The 21721-nt window shown below is 73.5% G+C and carries 16 protein-coding genes; 6 read left to right on the forward strand and 10 right to left on the reverse strand.

Going from position 1 to position 21721, the window contains the following annotated elements; translation table 11 throughout:
• Nucleotides 1-39 precede the first annotated feature (39 nt).
• Together CP984_RS10650 and dxr are read right to left on the reverse strand one after the other, a co-directional pair.
• Nucleotides 40-1341, reverse strand: a complete 1302-nt coding sequence (locus CP984_RS10650) for a M50 family metallopeptidase (RefSeq protein ID WP_003985893.1) — start codon at nt 1339-1341, stop codon at nt 40-42.
• The gene (dxr, locus tag CP984_RS10655) at nt 1338-2609 is read right to left on the reverse strand and encodes a 1-deoxy-D-xylulose-5-phosphate reductoisomerase (protein WP_003985892.1); all 1272 of its coding nucleotides are present in this window, start codon (nt 2607-2609) and stop codon (nt 1338-1340) included. Before dxr ends, CP984_RS10650 begins: the two co-directional genes overlap by 4 nt.
• A gap of 75 nt (nt 2610-2684) precedes the next feature.
• Here dxr and CP984_RS10660 point away from each other — a divergent pair, with 75 nt between their 5' ends.
• A complete protein-coding gene (locus tag CP984_RS10660; protein ID WP_030182291.1) occupies nt 2685-3509 on the forward strand; it encodes a YwqG family protein in 825 nt (274 codons plus the stop codon).
• 30 nt (nt 3510-3539) lie between these two features.
• Here the strand turns inward: CP984_RS10660 and CP984_RS10665 are convergent, their stop codons facing one another.
• The 5 genes from CP984_RS10665 to CP984_RS10685 form a co-directional block, all read right to left on the reverse strand.
• Nucleotides 3540-5459 (reverse strand): acyl-CoA dehydrogenase family protein, encoded by a 1920-nt coding sequence (locus CP984_RS10665; protein ID WP_003985890.1) that lies wholly within the window; start codon nt 5457-5459, stop codon nt 3540-3542.
• A 240-nt stretch (nt 5460-5699) separates the two neighbouring features.
• Entirely contained in the window at nt 5700-6386 is a 687-nt protein-coding gene (locus CP984_RS10670) for a response regulator (protein ID WP_030182293.1), read from the reverse strand.
• Complete coding sequence (locus CP984_RS10675) at nt 6361-7680, reverse strand: sensor histidine kinase (protein ID WP_226048643.1); 1320 nt, start codon at nt 7678-7680, stop codon at nt 6361-6363. The genes CP984_RS10670 and CP984_RS10675 overlap by 26 nt, the downstream gene beginning before the upstream one ends.
• 263 nt (nt 7681-7943) lie before the next feature.
• Nucleotides 7944-9389 carry an aldehyde dehydrogenase family protein gene (locus tag CP984_RS10680; RefSeq protein ID WP_003985887.1) on the reverse strand — a complete coding sequence of 482 codons (1446 nt, stop codon included), beginning with the start codon at nt 9387-9389 and terminating at the stop codon, nt 7944-7946.
• Nucleotides 9390-9731: 342 nt separating this feature from the next.
• Nucleotides 9732-11393 carry a PucR family transcriptional regulator gene (locus CP984_RS10685; RefSeq protein WP_030182295.1) on the reverse strand — a complete coding sequence of 554 codons (1662 nt, stop codon included), beginning with the start codon at nt 11391-11393 and terminating at the stop codon, nt 9732-9734.
• A 361-nt stretch (nt 11394-11754) separates the two neighbouring features.
• Here CP984_RS10685 and CP984_RS10690 point away from each other — a divergent pair, with 361 nt between their 5' ends.
• Nucleotides 11755-12213, forward strand: coding sequence for a RidA family protein (locus CP984_RS10690; protein ID WP_043979291.1), 459 nt, complete (start codon nt 11755-11757; stop codon nt 12211-12213).
• 229 nt (nt 12214-12442) lie between these two features.
• On the opposite strand, the gene CP984_RS10695 is transcribed toward CP984_RS10690, so the two are convergent.
• The gene (locus CP984_RS10695; RefSeq protein WP_003980167.1) at nt 12443-14605 is read right to left on the reverse strand and encodes a type IV secretory system conjugative DNA transfer family protein; all 2163 of its coding nucleotides are present in this window, start codon (nt 14603-14605) and stop codon (nt 12443-12445) included.
• A gap of 239 nt (nt 14606-14844) precedes the next feature.
• Here CP984_RS10695 and gabT point away from each other — a divergent pair, with 239 nt between their 5' ends.
• Nucleotides 14845-16194, forward strand: coding sequence for a 4-aminobutyrate--2-oxoglutarate transaminase (gabT, locus tag CP984_RS10700; RefSeq protein ID WP_003980168.1), 1350 nt, complete (start codon nt 14845-14847; stop codon nt 16192-16194).
• 364 nt (nt 16195-16558) lie between these two features.
• Nucleotides 16559-17209, forward strand: coding sequence for a phosphatase PAP2 family protein (locus CP984_RS10705; RefSeq protein WP_003980169.1), 651 nt, complete (start codon nt 16559-16561; stop codon nt 17207-17209).
• Here CP984_RS10705 and CP984_RS10710 read toward each other — a convergent pair.
• Both CP984_RS10710 and CP984_RS10715 read right to left on the reverse strand, forming a co-directional pair.
• Entirely contained in the window at nt 17173-18213 is a 1041-nt protein-coding gene (locus CP984_RS10710; RefSeq protein ID WP_003980170.1) for an L-tyrosine/L-tryptophan isonitrile synthase family protein, read from the reverse strand. The genes CP984_RS10705 and CP984_RS10710 overlap by 37 nt on opposite strands.
• Nucleotides 18210-19139, reverse strand: a complete 930-nt coding sequence (locus CP984_RS10715; RefSeq protein WP_003980171.1) for a TauD/TfdA dioxygenase family protein — start codon at nt 19137-19139, stop codon at nt 18210-18212. Before CP984_RS10715 ends, CP984_RS10710 begins: the two co-directional genes overlap by 4 nt.
• 268 nt (nt 19140-19407) lie before the next feature.
• On the opposite strand from CP984_RS10715, the gene CP984_RS10720 reads away from it, so the two are divergent.
• Nucleotides 19408-20568 carry a DegT/DnrJ/EryC1/StrS aminotransferase family protein gene (locus CP984_RS10720; protein WP_003980172.1) on the forward strand — a complete coding sequence of 387 codons (1161 nt, stop codon included), beginning with the start codon at nt 19408-19410 and terminating at the stop codon, nt 20566-20568.
• Between the two features lie 3 nt (nt 20569-20571).
• Nucleotides 20572-21705 (forward strand): nucleotide disphospho-sugar-binding domain-containing protein, encoded by a 1134-nt coding sequence (locus CP984_RS10725; RefSeq protein WP_003980173.1) that lies wholly within the window; start codon nt 20572-20574, stop codon nt 21703-21705.
• The last annotated feature ends 16 nt before the right edge of the window (nt 21706-21721 follow it).

The raw sequence follows: 21721 nt of genomic DNA on the forward strand, positions 1-21721 counted from the left end.
CGGTTTGAAACGGCCGGGGCGGGGATACCGCCCCGGTACCTATGTCAGCTTCACCGGATTCACCACATCGGCCACCAGGACCAGCAGCGTGAAGCAGATGAAGATCCCGGCGACCACGTAGGCGACCGGCATGAGCTTGGCCACGTCGAAGGGGCCGGGGTCGGGGCGGCGGAAGACCCGGGCGAACGCGCGGCGGACCGACTCCCACAGGGCGCCCGCGATGTGGCCGCCGTCCAGCGGCAGCAGCGGGAGCATGTTGAACAGGAAGAGGGACAGGTTGAACCCGGCGACCAGGAAGAGCATGGTCGCCACCCGCTGCTCCGGCGGGATGTTCAGCGAGAAGACCTCGCCGCCGACCCGGGCCGCGCCGACCACGCCCATCGGGGAGTCCTGCTTGCGCTCGCCGCCGTTGAAGGCGGCGTCCCACAGGTCGGGGACCTTGGCGGGCAGGTTGACCAGGGACTGGACACCCTGTTCGACCATGTTGCCCATGCGGTCCACGGACTGCCCGAAGGACTGCTGGACGATGCCGGTGGCCGGGGTGAAGCCGAGGAAGCCGGCGGTGACGTACTCGCCCGGCACGTAGGAGCCGTGCCCGTCGGTCTTGGCGACCTTGTTCTCGATCAGGTTCGCGTGCAGCTGCTGCCGCTTGCCGTCCCGCTCGACGGTGATCGTCGCGGGGCCCGTGGTGTCCCGGATGCTCTGCTGGAGGCTGCCCCAGTCCGGTACGGGCTTGCCGTTGAAGTCGACGATCTTGTCGCCGGCCCGCAGCCCCGCGGCCTTGGCCGGGGAGTCCTTGGCACCCTTGGTGCACTTGTCGGTCTTGGCGGAAGCCGCTATCACGCAGTCCGAGACCGAGCCGACCTGGGTGGTCTGGGTGTTGATGCCGAAGCCCATCAGCACGCCCATGAAGATCACGACCGCGAGGATCAGGTTCATGAACGGCCCGGCGAACATCACGATGACGCGCTTCCAGGGCTTGCGCGTGTAGAACAGGCGCTTCTCGTCACCCGGCTGCAGCTCTTCGAAGGCCGCCGAACGGGCGTCCTCGATCATGCCGCGCCAGGGGGAGGTGGAGCGGGCGGTGATGGCGCCGTCCTCCCCCGGCGGGAACATCCCGATCATGCGGATGTAGCCGCCGAGCGGTATGGCCTTGATGCCGTACTCGGTGTCGCCCTTGCGCCGGGAGAACAGCGTCGGCCCGAAGCCGACCATGTACTGCGGCACCCGGATGCCGAACATCTTGGCCGTGGACAGATGGCCCAGCTCGTGCCAGGCGATCGAGAAGAGCAGGCCGACGACGAAGACGACTATGCCCAAAACGGTCATCCAGGTCGTCATGCGCGAGCCTCCGATGTCGTACGGGCCGCTCGGGCGGCCAGCTCACGGGCGCGGGCGCGCGCCCAGGTTTCCGCCTGCAAGACGTCCGCGACCGTCAGGGAGGTTCCCCTGTCGGGCGTGCCGTGCCTCGCGACCACTTCGGCGACCGTATCGACAATCCCTGTGAACGGCAGCCCGCCCTTGAGGAAAGCATCGACGCATTCCTCGTTGGCCGCGTTGAAGACGGCCGGCGCGGTGCCGCCCAGATCGCCGACGTGGCAGGCCAGCGGCACGGACGGGAACGCCTCGGTGTCCAGGGGCAAGAAGTCCCACTGGTGGGCCCTGGTCCAGTCGATGCCCGGGGCGGCGTCCGGGACCCGGTCCGGCCAGCCGATTCCGAGCGCGATCGGCATGCGCATGTCGGGCGGGCTGGCCTGGGCCAGGGTGGATCCGTCGGTGAACTCCACCATCGAGTGGATGTAGGACTGCGGATGGACGACGACCTCGATGCGGTCGAAGGGCACGTCGTACAGCAGGTGCGCCTCGATGACCTCCAGGCCCTTGTTGACCAGGGTCGCGGAGTTGACGGTGATGACCGGGCCCATCGCCCAGGTGGGGTGGGCGAGCGCCTGCTCCGGCGTGACGGACGCCAGCTCCGCCTTCGTACGGCCGCGGAACGGCCCGCCGGAGGCGGTGACGACGAGCTTGCGCACCTCGCTGCGGGGGCCGCCCAGCAGGCCCTGGAAGAGCGCGGAGTGCTCGGAGTCGACGGGCACGATCTGGCCGGGGCGCGCCTGGGCCTTCACCAGCGGCCCGCCGACGATCAGCGACTCCTTGTTGGCGAGCGCCAGCGAGCGGCCCGCCTTCAGGGCGGCGAGGGTGGGCGCGAGGCCGATGGAGCCGGTGATGCCGTTGAGGACGGTGTGGCAGTCCAGGGCGGCGACCTCGGTGGCCGCGTCGGGCCCGGCGAGGATCTCCGGCAGCCGCTCCCCCGCCCCGTACCGCGCGGACAGCGCCTCGCGCAGCGCCGGCACCGCGTCCTCGCGGGCCACCGCCACCGTACGGACCCGCAGCTGGTGCGCCTGCTCGGCCAGCAGCTCCACCCGGCCGCCGGCCGCGGACAGCGCGGTCACCCGGAAGCGGTCGGGGTTGCGCAGCACCAGGTCGATGGCCTGGGTGCCGATGGAGCCGGTCGAGCCGAGGATCACGATGTCGCGCGGCCCGTCGCCGTCGCCGGTGAGCGGGGCGGGGACGAAGCGCAGATGCGGGTCAGCGAGGGTGTCCGTCATGGGGACCATTGTTGCCGGTCCGGACGGGGCCGTGAGCCGCAGGGGATTGTCAGTGGGTCGTGGGACCGTACGGCCATGGAACGAACGATGTCCCCGCCCGCGCGGCTGGCCGCCGAGCTCATGCCCGCCGGCGCGGCGGAGCGCTGGACGGCGCTGCTGCGTCCGGCGGTGCGCCTGACCCGCCCGGACGACCGCCGCGCCCCGCTCGCCGGGCCGCCCGTGGGGTATCTGGGCGGCCGTCCCGAGCTGCCGGACGACGTGCCGTGGCCGGTGTGGGAGGGGAACGGACCGCTCACGTTCGTCGCTTCGCTGTCGCTGTCCGCACTGGCCGGCGCGGACCTGGACATACCCCTGCCCGAGGACGGCACGCTGCTGTTCTTCGTGTCCTACGGCCCCGGGCAGGGCGACGGCGTGCCCGGCCTCGGCCCGGAGGGGCAGCGGGGCGCCCGCGTCGTGTACGTACCCGAGGGCACGCCCGTCGCCGAGCGCCGGGTTCCCGGGGGCCTCGAAGAGCCGTACCGCCGTGTCCCGCTGTCGGCCGAGCCGGAGATGACGTGGCCCGACCGCGAGGAGTTCTGGCTGGGGGATCTGGTGGGTGCCTCACCCGGTGACGAGCTTCCGGAGTGGGTGGACGCCTTCGACGACGCCTTGATCGACCTCTCACCCAAGATATGGCACCGCGTGGGCGGCTACCCCATACCCATACAGGGCGGCTTGGACTGCGACTTCCTCGGTGCGGACGAGGACCCGGACGACTGGGTGCTGCTCGCCCAGATCGACAGCGACGACCGGGCCCGGATGGAGTGGGTCCACCAGGGCACCCTGTACTGGCTGATATCCCGGGCGGACCTGGCCGCGCGCAACTTCGCGGGAGCGCGCTTCACCTGGCAGTTCCTCTAGAACCCTCCGCTGAAGCGCGCCCCGTCCGGCTCAGCGGATCGGCCGGTGGACGTTCTCCTTGGCCGACGGTCCGGGTGTCGCGTCGGCGATCCAGGGGCCGTCGCCGCTCGGGTCCACGACGCCCTCCTCCAGCCAGGCGTACGTACCGGTCAGCACGCCCGAGACGACCTTGCGGTCCAGGTCGTCGGTGTTGGTCCACAGCCGCCCGAAGAGCTCGTCCACGCGGATGCGGGCCTGCCGGCAGAACACGTCGGCGAGCTGGTGCGCCTCGCGGCCGTGGTCGTCGGTGGCGCGCAGGTGCTCGGCCCGTACGACGGCCGCGCTCATGGCGAACAGTTCGGCGCCGATGTCCACGATCCGGCCGAGGAAGCCCTGTTTGGTCTCCATCCGGCCCTGCCAGCGGGACATGGCGTAGAAGGTGGACCGGGCCAGCTTGCGCGCTGCCCGCTCCACGTACCGCAGGTGCCCGGCGAGTTCCCCGAACTCCGTGTACGTACGCGGTAGTTGACCGGGCCCGGCGACCAGCTTGGGCAGCCAGCGGGCGTAGAACGTACCGGCCTTGGCGGCGGCCCTGCCCTTGTCGCCGAGCGACTTCTCGGGGTCGATGAGGTCACCGGCCACGGACAGGTGCGCGTCCACCGCCTCGCGGGCGATGAGCAGGTGCATGATCTCCGAGGAGCCCTCGAAGATCCGGTTGATGCGCAGATCGCGCAGGATCTGCTCGGCGGGCACGGCGCGCTCGCCGCGGGCCGCGAGGGAGGCCGCGGTCTCGAAGCCCCGGCCGCCGCGGATCTGTACGAGTTCGTCGGCCATCAGCCAGCCCATCTCGGAGCCGTACAGCTTGGCCAGTGCCGCCTCGATGCGGATGTCGTTGCGGTCCTCGTCCGCCATCTGGGAGGACAGGTCGACCACGGCCTCCAGCGCGAAGGTGGTGGCCGCGATGAAGGAGATCTTGGAACCGACCGCCTCGTGCTCGGCGATCGGCTTGCCCCACTGCTCACGGGCCGCGGACCACTCACGGGCGATCTTCAGACACCACTTGCCGGCGCCGACGCACATGGCGGGCAGCGAGAGGCGGCCGGTGTTGAGCGTGGTCAGCGCGATCTTCAGGCCGGCGCCCTCGGGTCCGATGCGGTTCGCGGCGGGCACCCGTACGCGGTGGAAGCGGGTGACGCCGTTCTCGATGCCGCGCAGGCCCATGAAGGCGTTGCGGTTCTCGACGGTGACGCCCTCGGCGGCGGCCTCCACGACGAACGCTGTGATGCCGCCCTTGTGGCCCTCGCTCTTCGGGACGCGCGCCATGACCACGAGGAGGTCGGCGACGACCCCGTTGGTGGTCCACAGCTTGACGCCGTCCAGGACGTAGTCCTCGCCGTCGGGCACCGCCATGGTCGCCAGCCGGGCCGGGTCGGAGCCCACGTCCGGCTCGGTGAGCAGGAACGCCGAGATGTCCGTCCGGGCGCAGCGCGGCAGGAAGGTGTCCTTCTGCTCCTGGGTGCCGAACAGTTTCAGCGGCTGCGGTACGCCGATCGACTGATGCGCGGAGAGCAGCGCGCCGATGGCGGGGTTGGCGGAGCCGACGAGGGCGAGCGCCTTGTTGTAGTAGACCTGCGTGAGGCCGAGGCCGCCGTACTTGGTGTCGATCTTCATACCGAGCGCGCCGATCTCCTTGAGACCGTCGATGGTCTCGTCGGGGATCTGCGCCTCGCGTTCGATGCGGGCGCCGTCGATCTTCGTCTCGCAGAAGTCGCGGAGCTTGGCGAGGAACTCCTCACCGCGCTGGGCGTCCTCGGTGGCGGGGGTGGGGTGCGGATGGATGAGGTCGAGCCGGAAGCGGCCCAGGAACAGTTCCTTGGCGAAGCTGGGCTTGCGCCAGTCCTGCTCCCGGGCGGCCTCGGCGACCTGCCGGGCCTCGCGCTCGGACACATTGCGGGTGGATGGAGCGGTCATGAGGGGCTCACCTCGCCGCGGAGTCGGGTCACGGAGTGGGTCGGTGGGGACCGGGCGCCCCGCGGTCACGGAATCCGGCGTTCCGTACCGGTCGGCGCCGGGCCGGTGTGCGTACGGCGCTCCCGCCGCCGTCCGGCTACCGGTCAGTGCTACTTGTGAGTCTGTACCCGTTCCGTTCGACTTGCACCAGACTCCGCGGCACGGAACGGGGCGGACGGCGCCCCTCCCGCCCCGCCCGCCTCAGCGGGCGCCCGGCGTGACCAGCCCCGTCTCGTACGCCAGCACCACGGCCTGGGCGCGGCTGCACAGCCCCAGCTTGGCCATCGTCCGGTTCAGATGCGTCTTGACCGTGGCCTCGCTGATCACCAGCCGGGCCGCGATCTCGGGGTTGGACAGGCCCTTGGCGGTGTGCCGCAGCACCTCCAGCTCGCGGGCGGTGAGCGCCTGGAGGGTCTCGGGCCCGTCCGCCGCCTCCCGGCCCGGTTCGTCGCGCTGGCGCGCGTACGCCTCGACCAGCCTGCGGGTGACGCTCGGCGCGAAGAGCATGTCGCCGCCCGCGACGGTGGCGAGGGCCGAGAGCAGCCGCTGCGGCGGGGTGTCCTTCAGCAGGAAGCCGCTGGCTCCGGCGCGCAGCGCCGCGTAGACGTACTCGTCCAGGTCGAAGGTGGTCAGCACCACGACGCGCGGGGCCGGCTCGCCCGCCTCGGCCGCGCCGCGCAGGATGCGCTCGGTGGCGGTGATGCCGCTGACGCCGGGCATCCGGATGTCCATCAGGATCACATCGGGGCGGTGTTCGGCGGCCAGCCGGACCGCCTCCTCGCCGTCCGACGCCTCGGCCACCACCTCGACGTCGGGCGCGGCCCGCAGCAGGGCGGCGACGCCGGCCCGGATGAGGACCTGGTCATCGGCCACCAGCACCCTGATCATGCTCTGTCGTCCCTTTCCGAGGCGGTGCCGGCCCCGCCCCGGGGTGGACGGGCAGGGTGAGCCGCACCTGGAAGCCGCCGCCCGGGAGAGGCCCGGCCCGCAGACTGCCGCCGTAAATCCTGGCCCGCTCGCGCATCCCTATCAACCCGTGTCCGGTCGATACATGGCCGGAAGTCGCCGGTGGAGCGGCGGCTTCCGCGGGCGGGCCGCCGTCGTCGCGCACCTCGACCGTGAGGCGTTCGGCGCCGTGGTGGACGAGCACCACGACGCGGGCGCCCCGTGCGTGCTTGAGGGCGTTGGTCAGCGCTTCCTGCACGACGCGGTAGGCGCACTGTTCCAGCCCCGGCGCGTACGGCCGCCGCTCCCCCGTCGTCCGCAGCTCGGCCGGCAGCCCCGCGGCCCGTACCCGCTCGACGACCCCGCCGATCCGGTCGAGGCCCGGCGCCGGTTCGTAGGCCGCGGCGTCCTCGCCTTCGCCCGTTTCCGAGCGGTCCACGGCGGCCGGGCCGCCCGCCATCTCCCGCGGGTCCACGCGCAGGACGGCCAGCAGCCGCCGCATCTCCTCCAGCGCCTCGCCGCTGGTCCCGGCGATGGTGCCGAGTGCGCGCCGGGCGGTGTCCGGGTCGGAGGCGAAGACGTACCCGGCCAGCCCGGCCTGTACGGAGATCACGGACATGTGGTGGGCGACCACGTCGTGCAGTTCGCGGGCGATGCGCACCCGTTCGTCGGCGACGGCGCGCCGGGCGTTCTCCTCCTTCTCGCGACGCAGTTGCCCGGCCATCTCGGTGAGCCGGACGTTGCGTTCGGCGGAGGTGCGGGCGACGTTGCCGAACCAGCACAGGATGACCGTGTACAGCACGCTCTGCCCGAGCGTGGTCGGCCAGGCGCTCTCGTTGCCCGTCGTACCGGCGAAGTTCCACAGCGCGGCCAGCAGCACGGAGCAGCCCGCGGCGACGCGCGGGGGGCGGTGGGAGGCGACGGTGTAGAGCGCCATCAGGCCCGCGAGGCTGTTGACGACGGGCCAGTAGTCCAGCGCGATGTAGGCGAACCACAGGAGGAAGACACTCAGGCACACCGCGACGGGGGCCCGCCTGCGGGCCACGAGCAGCAGGTTGATCAGGCAGGTCAGTACGGAGCCGAGGCCGTCCAGACGGTGCCAGCCGGCGGGCGCGTTGTCGTGGCCGAGCAGCAGCGACACGGTCGCGAAGGCCGCGGCGACGGCCGTGTCCAGAGCGAACGGCGAGGGTTTCCGCACCCACCGTCGCACCACCCCGGCCACCCCGCCCCTGCGCACGGCCGCAGCGTAACCCGGGCGGCACGGCGGGGCATCGAACCGGAGGAGGCGGTCCGGCTACCGCGGAAGTTGTACGTCCGGCCGGGAGCTACCACGGAAGTCACGCGCGCTTTTCCACCCGTGACGGGACGCCCCGGCGCACGGGGCGCGCGTACGGTCGCAGAGCGACACCGCACCACGGCGCCGCCACGGGGGAACGGGGGAGGCAGCGCGCTCCGGGACGCGGTCCCGGAGCGCGCTGCTCGTCTTCCCGAGGCCGGCTTCTAAAGGTCCAGCCCCGTGAGGACCAGCACCCGCTCGTACGTGTAGTCCTCCATCGCGAAGCGCACGCCCTCGCGCCCCACGCCGGACTGCTTGGCGCCGCCGTACGGCATCTGGTCCGCGCGGTAGGAGGGCACATCGCCGATGATCACGCCGCCGACCTCCAGCTCCCGGTGCGCCCGGAAGGCGGCCTGCACGTCGTGCGTGAACACGCCCGCCTGGAGGCCGTACTTGGAGTCGTTGACGGCGGCGAACGCCGCTTCCTCGCCGTCCACCTTCGTCAGGCTGAGGACCGGTCCGAAGACCTCCTCGCAGGCCAGCGTCACACCGGCCGGCACGCCCTCCAGGACGGTCGGGGCGTAGGAGGCGCCGTCCCGCTTGCCGCCCGCGAGCAGCTTCGCGCCCGCGCCGACGGCCTCGTCCACCCACGCCTCGACGCGCTTGGCGGCGTCCTCGCTGACCAGCGGGCCGACCTCGGTCTCGTCGTCCGACGGGTCGCCGGTGACCTGCGCGTTGACGGCGGCCACGATCTTCGGCACCAGCCGGTCGTAGACGGACGCGTCGGCGATCACCCGCTGCACCGAGATGCAGGACTGGCCGCCCTGGTAGTTGGAGAAGGTGGCGATGCGCTGCGCCGCCCAGTCCAGGTCGGCCTCGGAGGCGAAGTCGGCCAGCACCACGGCCGCCCCGTTGCCGCCCAGTTCGAGGGTGCAGTGCTTGCGCGGCACCGAGTCCATGATCGCGTAGCCGACCTTCTCGGACCCGGTGAAGGAGATCACCGGCAGCCGCTCGTCCTGGACCAGCGCGGGCATCCGGTCGTTGGACACCGGCAGGATCGACCAGGAGCCGGCCGGCAGGTCGGTCTCGGCCAGCAGCTCGCCGAGGATCAGGCCGGACAGCGGGGTGGCCGGGGCGGGCTTGAGGATGATCGGCACGCCCGCCGCGATCGCCGGGGCGATCTTGTGGGCGCAGAGGTTGAGCGGGAAGTTGAAGGGCGCGATGCCCAGCACCGTGCCGCGCGGGAAGCGGCGGGTCAGCGCGAGCCGGCCGGCGCCGCCCGCGTCGGTGTCCAGACGCTGCGCCTCGCCGCCGTTGAAGCGGCGGGCCTCCTCGGCCGCGAACCGGAAGACGGACACGGCCCGGCCCACTTCGCCGCGGGCCCACTTCATGGGCTTGCCGTTCTCGGCGGAGATCAGCCGGGCGATCTCCTCCGTGCGCTCCACCAGGCGCCGCTGCACATGGTCCAGGGCCGCCGCGCGTACGTGCGCGGGGGTTGCGGACAGCTCGGCCTGTACGGCGACGGAGGCCGCGACGGCCTCCTCGACCTGCGCCTCGGTGGGAACGCTCACCGTGCCGACGAGACGGCCGTCCCAGGGGGAGGTGACGGCGAAGGTGTCCTCGCCGGTGGCCTGGCGACCGGCGAGCCAAAAGGCGGTGGGAGAAGTCACAGTGGGTCCCGGCCCTTCCGAAGTGGGGGTGGTACGGACGGCCCCGCGGGGGCCTGGGTCCACCGTAGGGGCGGGGTACGGCCGGAGCGTTTGTCCGGCACGTAGTAGTCGTACGGCGCGGCTTGCCGCATTGGCGTACGGGGCGCCGCCCGGCGCTACATGGGCCGCCCCGCGCCATGCGGGCCACCCCTGCGCCACGCGAGCCACCGCCCCGCGCCACACAGGCCACCGCTCCGCGCCACGCAGGCCGCCCCGCGCCACACGGGCCACCGCTCCGCACCACACAGGCCGCCCCGCGCCATACGAGCCACCGCCCCGCGCCGCATGGGCCGCCGCCCCGCGCTACGTGGTGCCGCCCCCGTACGGTTCCGTGACCGCCGCCGTCGTCTTCAGCGCCAGCCACAGCTCCATGCGCACGTCCGGGTCGTCCAGCGAGCGCCCCAGGATCTCCTCCACCCGCCGCATCCGGTAACGCAGCGTGTGCCGGTGCACGCCCAGGTCGGCGGCTGCCGCGTCCCACTGGCCGTGCCGGGACAGCCAGGCCCGCAGGGAGGCGACGAGGTCGCCGCGGCCGGTGGCGTCATGCTCGTGCAGGGCGCGCAGCAGGCCGTCCGCGAAGGCCCGTACGGCGTCGTCGGCGAGCAGCGGCAGGACCGACCCGGCCGCCACGTCCTCGTGCTCGACGAGCACCCGGCCTCGGCGGCGGGCGACGGAGAGGGCCTGTTCCGCCTGGCGGTAGGCGTGCGCGGCGTCCCGCGGCCCGGAGGGCGCGGACAGGCCGATGGCCAGGCCCTCGCCGGAGCGCCCCGCCTCCGCGCGCGCCGCGCGCCCACGGGGCAGCGGCTGCCCGCCGAACCGGGCCTCGGCCGTCGCGGCATGCTCAGCGCACGCCTCGGCGGCGGCCCCGCCGTCGGCGGCCAGGACGACCAGCCTGCCGCCCTCCGGCACGGCCAGCACCGCCTCGCCGGTGCGGGCCGCCGCCGACTCCATGGCGTCGGCGAGTGCGTCCAGGGCGGGCGGGCCGCCCGCGGACTCCGCGCCGTCCGCGCCGTCCGCAGCGACCGATTCGGCCACCACCACCCGGAACGGGGCATCCAGAAGCCCGCCGTACAGCCGGCCCGCGACCGCCCGCGCGTGGTCCGGCTCGCCCGCCAGCAGCATGCGCAGCACCGCGGCGCCGAGCCGCTGCTCCGCCTCCTGAAGGGCGCGGGAGCGCTCGGTGGTCAGGGTCAGCAGGGCGACGGCGGAGTGCACGGCGAAGCGCTCGGCGGTGCCCAGGGGCGCGCCCGTGCCGACCGCGAGCACGCCGCGGGCGCGGCGGCCGGTGCCCAGCGACTGCAGCTCCACCCGGTCGTCACCGGCCGCCTCGCTGACCACGGAGCTGGCGGGGGCGGGGCGCTCGCGCAGCCGCCCCACGTCGTCGCCGAGCCGGGCGGCACGGCGGGCCGCCCAGTCGGGGGCCGCCGCGACCACCGCGCCGGACGCGTCGTACAGCGCGGCCCAGCCCTTGAGGTGCGCGGCGAGCCGGGCCAGCAGCTCGGCCGGGCCCTCGGCACCGAGCGCCGCCCGGGTCAGCTCGCGCTGCGCCTCGAAGCCCTCGGTCACCGCGCGGTACTGGTCGGCGGCGACCGCGGCGGAAACGGCCTTGCTGATGGCGATGAACGGGGTGCTGCGGGGCACGCCCAGCAGCGGCAGCGCCTCCTCCTCGGCGGCGGTGACCAGCGCCTGGGGCACGTCCTCGTAGTTGACGCCGACCGCGAAGCCGAGCCCGACGACACCGGCGCCCGCGACCCGCCGCACATACCTGCGGGCGGTCTCCGGGTCCTCGGCGTCCAGCTTGAGGGCGGTGATGAGCAGCAGCTCACCGCCTTCCATGTACGGCACCGGGTCGATCAACTCGCTGGCGTGCGCCCAGCGCACGGGGGTGGCCAGCCGGTCCGCGCCCGCGAGCACCGTCAGCTTGAGCGCGGAGTGGTGGACCAGGGAGGCGAGCGTGTGCGGCATGGGACCTTCGGGGGCGTCGGCGGGGCGGGCGGTGCGGTGACGGTCGGTGATCTTCGCCGTCCCGTATGAACGGTCGCTCCCGATTCTGCCTCAGCGGAAGGGTGCGGGGGTGGGTTCGTTCGGGGATAGGGCCGTACGGGGCGGGGCGGCCCCGTACGGGTGGCGGGCGGACGCGGTCGGCGTGCGCGCCGTCGCCCACCGCGCCGACGGCCCCGTGCGGGTGGCGGGCGGGGCGGCCCCGTACAGACGGTGGCCGGGCCGGTCCCGGCCGGGGAAAACCGGTGGACGCACCCGGCCCCGCCGTGAGCTGATCGGCACCGACCGATCCGGCACCACGCAGACGCCGTCCGAAGGAGCCCCGATGGCCCGCTTCACGACCGTGCCCGGCCTGTTCCCGCCCCCGCGCTACTCGCACGCCGCCGTCGTCGAGGCAGGTGAGCGCCTGGTCTTCACCGCGGGCGCGGTGCCGCTCGACGCGGACGGCAACCTCGTCGGCCCCGGCGACGTCGCCACCCAGACCCGCCAGGTACTCGGCAACCTCGCCACCCAGCTGGAGGCGGCCGGCAGCGGCCTGGACCGGGTGATCGCCAGCACGGTGTACGTGGCCGCCACCACCACCGAGGCGCTCTCCACCGCCTGGGAAGAGGTCCGCGCCTCGGCCCTCTCCACGGGCCCGCATACGTCCACGCTCGTGGGCGTCACCGTGCTCGGTTATCCGGGGCAGCTGGTGGAGATCACGGCGACGGGCGTGGTGCGGGAGGACCCGGTCGATTCCGCGCCGCATGGGGCCGCACGGCGGGAGGAACGGGGCGGGCTCTGACGCGGCTCGGCGAGACGGCCGACCGCGGCGACTTCGATCCGTTCACCGGCGGCAAGGCGGCGCACCGTACGGGAACGCACCGTGCGGCGGCGCACCGTACGGCAGCGCACCGCGGAAGCCCACCGTCCGGCATCGAAGTCCAAGGCGACGGATCGCGCCTGACCCGGCGCGCCTGCCGGTCGACCTCCGCCGGACGCCGGACACCGGATACCGGCCCCGAAGACCCTCCTCACCCCCGCAGATCCACCAGCACCGGCGGCGCGTGCTCCCCCCGCACCGACGTCACCGACAGCACCGCGTGCCCCGGCGGCACCGAGTTGGCCAGGTCGGAGGCGGACCAGCGTTCGCGTTCGACGGTGCGGACGGTGACGGCCTTGGCGGTGGCGGCCTTGCCGGTGACCAAGTGCCGGAAGATGTGGAACGCCTTCATCGCGGCGCCCTCAGCGATGATCTGCCGGTCCGTCACATCGCGCGTCTCGACCCACTCCTTGCCCCATACCTCGGCGAACCGCGCCCCGTCCCACGTCGTCACGCCCGCGAACGCCATCCGGCAGCCCACCGCGCCGAGCAGCGCGCTGCGCAGCGACTCGGGTACGTCGTCGAGGGAGCGCAGGGTCAGCAGGACGCCCGCGTTGGCGGCGCGCAGCCGCTGGAGGCCGCGCAGCGACTCGGCGGTGACGGTGTGCGCCGCGTCGTCGAGGACCAGGCAGGCGAAGAGCGAGCGGTCGGTACGGGCCGCCGCGCACTCGGTGAACTGGGCCAGCACCAGCCGGGCCAGGATGCGCGACGCCTCCGCGTGGCCGCGTTCGGGCAGGTCGATACGGACCCGGAGCGGGTGGTCGAGCGCACGCAGGGAGATCTGGCGGTCGCCGCCTTCGGGGTCGAAGTACGGCGCGAAGGCGGGGCGGTCGAGGAGGGCGACGCGGTCGGCGAGGAGGTCGCCGATGTCGCCGGGGCGGCCGGACTGCCGCGCGCGGGCGTCGAGTTCGCGCAGCAGCGGCTGCGCCCCGGCGGCCTCCAGCGCGTCGCGCAGCGCGTCCAGCGCCGTCGCCGAGCCGTCGAGGAGTTCGCGCAGTTCGGGTACGGACGGGAAGCGGCCGTGCGCGGCGCGGTACGGGCCGAGGAGCTGGCCCAGCGCGGTCGCGGCGCGCCGGCTGTCGCCGCCGGGCAGGGTGGCGGCCAGGTCGCCCACGAGCGCTTCGGCGAGGATGCCGGCCGCCTCGTCGGGGTCGGTGGTGCCGCCGTACAGGTCGATGTCGCAGTCCGGTTCGGGGGCGCCGATCCGTACGACCGCGTCGAACGCGTCGTCCGGGCCGAGGGCGGAGCCGGCCGCGCCGACGGCGACCACCGCGCCGCGCCCGGCCAGCGCCTGGAGGCACATGGCCTCCACGACGGGGCGCACCACGCGGGTGGTCTTGCCGCAGCCGGGCGGGCCGACGGCGAGCAGCGAGGTGCCCAGCAGCGCCGGGTCGAGGGCGCAGCCGGCGCCACGGTGGGCGTGCGGGTTGCGCGGGTGGTCGGTGGCGGTGCCGATGCGCACCTGCTGGGCGAGCAGGTCGTGGTGGGCGGCGCGGGCGGGCAGGTCGCGCAGGCCTGAGGGGTGGGCGCAGGCGGCGGCGCCGTGCCGCAGGACGGTGTCGGTGAAGGAGGCGAGGGAGTTCTTGCCGGAGCGCACGGAGTGCCAGGCGCGTTCGATGCGGGACACGTCCACGTCGTTCATGCGGCCGGCCAGGGCCTCGGCGGCGAGCTTGTCGGCGGCGTCCGGTGCGCCGCCCGCGCGCAGGGCGGGCCATTGCGCGCGGTCCGCCTCCGGCTCCGGTACGGCGTCGGGCCGCTGTTCCCTGGCGCGGCGCAGTACGGGCCCCAGCAGGCGCCGCCCCAGCTCCCGCCAGCGTCCGAGCCGTCCGAAGACCAGCACGAGGACGGCCAGGACGAGCGCGTAGTAGAGGTACGTCAGCGTAACGAAGATCATCTTGTCGCCGCCGGCCGAGCGCCAGGAGTCCGGCGTCAGGAGCAGCAGCGGGTAGAGCCAGTACGGGCCGAGGTAGCCGTTCCACAGCAGGGACCACAGCAGCCAGCCGCACAGGAACGAGATCAGCGCGCCGGTGACGAGCTGCCGGGTGGGCACCCGGTCGGGGTTCTCGGCGGGCCGGGGGACGTGCCCGTACGTCCAGATGCCGGGCGCGGCGGCCCGGCGCGGCGCGCGCAGCCAGCGCAGGAACGCGCCGTCCTCGAAGGCGGGCGGGGCCGACGGCACCGGCGGGATGCCGGGGGACGGCCGGGCGGACGGGGCCGACGGCGGGGCGGGCGGGACCGGTGGCGCCGCGGGGCGGGGTACGTGGTGGTCGGTGCGGGTGTGCGGTGCGTCGTGCTGCGTGCCCTCGGTGTCCATCCGGTGCCCCTCGTCCCCCTTGAGACGTGCGGGCGCGGGGCGGAGTGCCCCGCCCGCGCACCCTGCTGTTCGCTGCGTACGCCGCCGCTCAATCTACTGGCCGCACCCCGCCGCTATGTCCGGTGCGGACAACGCAACACGCGTACTTCTCCCGAACGGAACATGCCGACGTCCCGCTCCGCCCCCTAGCCTGCGAGCACAACCCTTCAGAACGTCCCGTTCCACCCCAGGAGACTGCCATGACCGAACTGTCCGGAGGCCCCGCCCTCCCCCAGGAGCGTCGCGTCGTCACCGCGATCCCCGGCCCGAAGTCCCAGGAGCTGTGGGCGCGCAAGCAGGCCACCGTGGCCGGCGGCGTCGGGGCGGTGCTGCCCGTCTTCGCCAAGCGCGCGGGCGGCGGCATCCTGGAGGACGTCGACGGCAACTCCTTCATCGACTTCGGTTCGGGCATCGCCGTCACCTCGGTCGGCAACAGCGCCGAGGCCGTGGTGCGCCGCGCCACCGCGCAGCTCGCGGACTTCACCCACACCTGTGTGATGGTCACGCCGTACGAGCCGTACGTGGAGGTCTGTGAGCAGCTGGCCGAGCTGACCCCGGGCGACCACGCCAAGAAGTCGGCGCTGTTCAACTCGGGCGCCGAGGCCGTGGAGAACGCCGTCAAGATCGCCCGTGCGTACACCAAGCGCCAGGCGGTCGTCGTCTTCGACCACGGCTACCACGGCCGGACGAACCTGACGATGGCGCTGACCGCGAAGAACATGCCGTACAAGCACGGCTTCGGCCCGTTCGCCCCGGAGGTCTACCGGGTGCCGCTGGCCTACCCCTACCGCTGGCTGACCGGCCCGGAGAACTGCGCCAAGGAGGCCGCCGACCAGGCCATCTCGCAGATCACCAAGCAGATCGGCGCGGAGAACGTGGCCGCGATCATCATCGAGCCGGTGCTCGGCGAGGGCGGCTTCATCGAGCCGGCCAAGGGCTTCCTGCCCGCCATCGCGGACTTCGCGAAGGAGAACGGCATCGTCTTCGTCGCGGACGAGATCCAGTCCGGCTTCTGCCGTACCGGCCAGTGGTTCGCGTGCGAGGACGAGAACATCGTCCCGGACCTGATCACGACCGCGAAGGGCATCGCGGGCGGTCTGCCGCTGGCGGCCGTCACCGGCCGCGCCGAGATCATGGATGCGGCGCACGCGGGCGGCCTGGGCGGCACCTACGGCGGTAACCCGGTGGCCTGTGCGGCGGCGCTCGGCGCCATCGAGACGATGCGCGAGCTGGACCTGAACGCGAAGGCCCGCCGGATCGGCGAGATCATGAAGCCGCGTCTGCAGGCGATGGCGGACAAGCACGACATTATCGGCGAGGTCCGCGGCCGGGGCGCGATGATCGCCATCGAGATCGTGGAGTCCGGTTCCAAGGAGCCGAACCCGAAGGCGACCGCGGCGCTGGCCGCGGCCTGCCACCAGGAGGGTCTGCTGGTGCTGACCACCGGCACGTACGGCAACGTGCTGCGCTTCCTGCCGCCGCTGGTCATCGGCGAGGACCTGCTGAACGAGGGCCTGAACATCATCGAGAGTGCGCTCGCGACGGTGTGACCCACCGTGATCGGCGGCAGGACGTGAAGAATGTGTGCGGGGCCGATGGTGGCCGGGTGATCCGGCTGTCCGGCCCCGCCTCCCTGCCGTACGGTTTCTGCAGATGAGAGATACACCCCGCTCACGGGAAGCCGTGAGCGACGCCCGGCCGGGGCTTCCCCGGCTTCGGCCAGGCCGTGCCTTCGCGCACACATCCGGGGCCCCGCGCCCCGGGCATCCTCACCGATCGGACGGCCGCCCGCCCCAAACCCCCCGGGGCGCGCGGCGCTCCGGTCAGCGCGGCCGCCTCGGAACCACCCCCCCTGTTCCGAGGCGGCCGGCCTTCTTCCTCCGGCGCGGCCTTCTCCCCGCCGTTCTGTGCGCCGTGCTCTTCACGGTCCTCGCCTGGCAGGTGGCCTCCGGCGGTCCGCTGTGCGCGCTGGACGAACGCCTCGGCCGCACACTGGTCCACAGCGCCATGCCCGCCTCGCTCGCGGAGTTTTTCGCCGACCTCGGCAACACGGTCGTCGCGCTGCCGGTGCTCGCGCTCGCGGCGCTGCATGCGGCCTGGCGCGGCAGGCGGGCAGCCGCGCCGCGCTGGTGGTTGGCGCCGCTGGCCGCCGTACTGACCATGGCGGTGGTGCCCGCGCTGGTGGTCCCGTTGAAGGTCTGGCTGGCCCGCCCGGGGCCGCCCGAGATGGCCGGCGGCGCGCACACCGGCTTCTTCCCTTCGGGGCACGCGGCGACGGCGGCGGTCGCGTACGGATCGGTCGCCCTGCTGCTCACCGCGCTGCGCGAACACCCGCGCAGTCCGATGCCGGCCGCTGTCGCAGTCATCGGCGTGGGGCTGCTCAATCTGGCGGTCGGCATCGGCCTGGTGCGCCGCGGCTATCACTGGCCGCTGGATGTGCTGGCCAGTTGGTGCCTGGCCGGGGTGCTGCTCACGGTCTGCACGGCGGTATGCGGGCGGTGGGCCGCCCACCCGCACCAGCCGGACAGTCAGCTAGCCACGTCGAACAGCTCCGACGCGATGTAGTGGCTCGGCCGCCAGCTCGGGCCCGCCGGTATCCCCACCCGCTCCGCCTCGTGCCGCTTCATCAGCCGGAAGCGGTCCGTGCCGGTCTGCACGACGACGGCGTGCCAGGGCGTGAGCCAGTTGTCCGCCGCCTCCAGCAGCGCGATCCCGAACTTCGCCGCGCCGCAGGGCTGGGGGTGGATGGACAGCCGCACGTTGCGCGGGTAGTGGTGGGCGATCAGCTCGCCCCATGCCCGGCTGCGCCGCAGCACGCCGTACGCGCGCCCGCGGCATTCGCGCTGCAACTGCGCCTTCGAGCCGGTCCAGTTTGCGGTGTCCTCGACGAGGAAGCGGATGGTGCCCCGGTAGTGGCTGAGCGCCGGGCCGCCGCCCCGTACCTCGTCCCGCAGTTCCTCCAGGCTCTGCGCGTGGTCCCGCTCCAGGAGAGCGCGTTTTTCGTCGTAGGTGCGGTCCTCGTAGACCTGGTCCAGCCCGAAGGTGTCGATGTGCTTCAGGCCGGTCGCCTCGATCATGTCGCGCAGCGCCTTGCCGTACGCGTCGATGTGCGCGTCCGGGACGCGTATGAGGTCGCCGAAGACATGGCCGTCCGAGCAGATCAGCAGCCGGGCGCCGGGCGGGTAGACGGCGCCGATCGCGACGCACAGGTCGTCCAGGAAGCGCAGCGAGAGCAGTTCTCCGAGGTCCGGCAGGTGGCCGGCGACCTTGGCGGGGTTGGGCGACTTGCAGGGGAACGCCGGCAGGGTCAGCAGCACCGGCTCGCGGCGGGCGACGAAGTCGCGCAGCTGGGCGAGCTGTTCGGCGAAGCACTCCTCCGGCCGGTGGCCGTCGTGCGGGCCGCCGTCCCCGGCCGCCGCCTCGTCCGGGGCACCGACGGGGCGGCGGTGCGGCAGCAGCAGTTCCAGGATCTGTGCGCAGTACTGCCGCGTGGCGGCTTCGTACGCGGCGTCACCCTCGTCCTCCCCCTGCGCCGGGCGCTCGGCGTGCTGCTCGTACGTCACGGTCATGCCGTCCCCCGCTGGGTGTCGGTCCCGGTGGCGCTCTGCTGGTCGTGGACGTAGCTGCGCAGCGGGGGATCGCCCAGGACGTGGACACGGCGCAGGTGGCGGGGCAGTCCGCGGCGGTAGGGCACACGAGTGTGCAGCAGGGTGTAGTTGTCGGCGATGACGATGTCGTCCTGCTGCCAGGCGTGCACGTACACATGCCGGGGGTCGTACGCGGCGTCGCGGATGGCGGCCAGTTCGGCGGCCTCCGCCTCGCCCGTCAGGCCGTTGATGCCCACGTCCGGCTCGTTGATGATGTGCTCGCCGTCCGGCACCGGTTCCAGGAACCGCATCACCGGGAACCCGGCGTCGGGGTGCGGCTCGATCAGCGGCGAGACGACGAGTCCGCCGTAGTGCGAGACCTTGGCGTTGCGGTAGCTCAGGGTGAGTCCGCGCCAGCGCTCCAGGGTCTCCGGGTCGGCGTCGGCGAGGACACGGGTGGTGTCGCAGAAGAGCGTGCCGCCGCCCTCGGCCGCCTCGGGGGCCGCGACGCAGTGGAAGATCTGGAACTCGGGTACGTGCTCGACGTACATTCCGTCCCAGTGCAGCGGCATGAAGCCGGTGTCGAAGACGTGGTCCTCGGGGTCCTGGTGGGCGCGTACGTCGAAAACCGTGCCGAACGGCCATTCCATCACCTCGCCCCAGGTGCGCGCGTAGGCGTCGAGGGCCGTGGCGTCGGCGGGCGGGGTGAAGCCCCGCAGGGCGACGAGATGGTGGCGGCGGGCCAGGTCGCGCAGCCACGGCACGGGGACGGCGGTGACCGGGGTGCCGGGCTCGGCCGGGGTGATCAGGACGCCGAAGGGGCCGGGTTCGGCCAGGGTCCAGGACCGGGTGTCGTCTAAGGCGGCGGCGGTGGCCGGGCCGGACGCGGGGACGGCTTGGGACGTCATGGTTCCTCTCCGGGACAGCGGTGTGCCGGGCCGGTCGGCCGGGCACGGGACAGCGACAGTACTTGAGGTTTCAAGAGCTTTCCATCTTCGAGTGACATCTCGCTGACAGATGTGACCCTTCCGCCGCCGCCCCGTGCGCGGAAGACACCGCCGCCGGACCGAACCGTCCATGGCCGCTTCGGTCCCGCGCCGCCCGCTTCCCGGGCCCCAGGCACCGCCCCAGACTCGCCCCAGGCACCCGCCCCTTCGAGGATGTGAGGACCACGACATGATCGACCTCTTCCAGCCGCAGGCCGGGGACGCGGAACTGGCCGCCGTGGCGGCGGTGTTCGCGGACCGCTGGCTCGGCCACGGGCCGCGCAGCGCCGCCTTCGAGGCCGCCTTCGCCGCGCACGTCGGAGTGCGCCCGGAGCATGTACTGTTCCTCAACTCGGGCACGGCGGGCCTCTTCCTCGCCACCGAACTTCTCGGCCTGCGGCCCGGCGACGAGGTGATACTGCCCTCGCCCAGCTTCGTGGCCGCCGCCAACGCGGTCGTACGGGCCGGCGGCCGCCCCGTCTTCTGCGACGTGGACGCCCGCACCCTGAACCCGAGCGCGGAGGACATCGAGGCCGCCGTCACGCCCCGTACCAAGGCGGTGGTGGTGCTGCACTACGGCGGCTACCCCGGCGACATCGCGCGCATCGCCGCCCGCTGCCGCGCGGCGGGCCGCACCCTGATCGAGGACTGCGCCTGCTCGGTGGCCTCACGCGCGGACGGCCGGGCGGTCGGCACTTTCGGCGATCTGGCGATGTGGAGCTTCGACGCGGCCAAGGTGCTGACCACCGGCGACGGCGGCATGCTGTACGTACGCGACGCCGAACTGGCCGTACGGGCGCGCCGGTTGGCGTACCACGGCCTGGTCCAGCCATCCGGCCTGGGGCATGCGCGGGTGTCGTCCCGCTGGTGGGAGCTGGACGTTCCGGAGCCGGGGCGCCGGGAGCTCGGCAACGACCTGACCGCGGCGATCGGCACGGTACAGCTGGACCGGCTGCCCGCGTTCCTGGCCCGCCGCAGCGAGATCGTCGAACTGTACGACCGGGAGCTGGCCGGCTGCGACGCGCTGCGCCTGCCGCCCCCGCTGCCCGCCGGGCACACGTCCTCGTACTTCTTCTACTGGGTGCAGATGGCGGCCGGTCTGCGCGACCGGGTGGCCGCCGCGCTGCTCCGGGACGGCATCTACACGACCTTCCGTTACGCGCCGCTGCACAAGGTGCCCGCGTTCGGGACCGGCGGCCCCGCCCTGCCGGGCGCGGAGCGGGCCGCCGCGGAGACGCTGTGCCTGCCGCTGCATCCGGGGCTCGGCGACCGCGACGTCCGCAGGGTGGCCGCCGCGCTGCGCGGGGCCGTCGCCGCCGAGGGGCGGCCGGTACTCACGAGGGAGGGCTAAGCCATGCGCGTCCTGGTGACCACGTCCCATGGAGCGGGGCACGTCTTCCCGCCGATCGCGCTGGCGCACGCGCTGCGCGCCGCGGGGCACGACGTGCTGTTCGCCGTCCCCGGCGCCTCATGCGCACACGTGGCGCGCGCCGGACTGCACGCCTTCGACTCCTCCCCCACCGCCGACACCGAGGAGATCTTCGGGCGGCTGCTGGCCGAACGCGGCATGACCTTCGACCGGTTCCGTACGGACTCGCCCGAAGCCGTCACGCTGGCCGCCGAACTGTTCGCCAGGACTTCCGAGGCCACCGTCGAGCGGACCGTCGAGGTCGCCACGGCCTGGCGGCCCGATCTCGTCCTGTACACCGAACTCCAGGGCGCCGGGCCTCTCGTGGCCGCGCTGCTCGGCGTACCGGCCGTCGAGCACACCATCAGCTGCCACCACTTCCGGCAGATCAGCAGCCGCTTCGGGCCGTGGCTGGCCGCCGTGTACCGGCAGTACGGCCTGGACGGGCCACCGCCCCCGCCCGCGGCGACGATCGACACCCGCCCGCCCAGCATCGCCACGTACGATCTGGGCGGCTGGCCCATGCGGGCGCTGCCCTACACCACTGGCGCCATGCTGCCGCCCTGGCTGCTGGAGCGCCCGGCCCGGCCCCGCGTCGCGGTCACGCTCGGCACGCTGCGCCCGCAGCTGAGCGGCGTCGGCGAGCTGCGTACGGTGGTGCGCGCGGCCGGCGCGGTGGACGCCGAGTTCGTCCTGGCGCTCGGCGACGCCGGCCCCGCCGAGCTGGGGCCCCTGCCCGCCAACGTACGGGCCGAGGGCTGGCTGCCGCTCACCGCGCTGCTGGCGACCTGCACCGCGATGATCCACCACGGCGGCAACGGCACCACGCTGGCCGGTCTCGGCGCGGGCGTACGGCATCTGGTGCTGCCGGGCGGCGCCGACGACTACGAGGTGGCCCGCATTCTGCGCGCACGGGGCGTCGCCATGGTCAGTTCTCCGGAGGCGGTGGACGCGGACCTGCTGCGCCACCTGCTGACGGACGACGCCCTGCTGGCCGCGGCGGCCGAAGTACGGGACGAGACGGCGGCCCTGCCCTCCCCGGCGGCGATCGTGCCGCGACTGGAGAAGCTGGCGGGCTGACGGCCGCCGTGCCCGG

Source organism: Streptomyces rimosus, from assembly GCF_008704655.1.
Lineage (GTDB): Bacteria > Actinomycetota > Actinomycetes > Streptomycetales > Streptomycetaceae > Streptomyces > Streptomyces rimosus.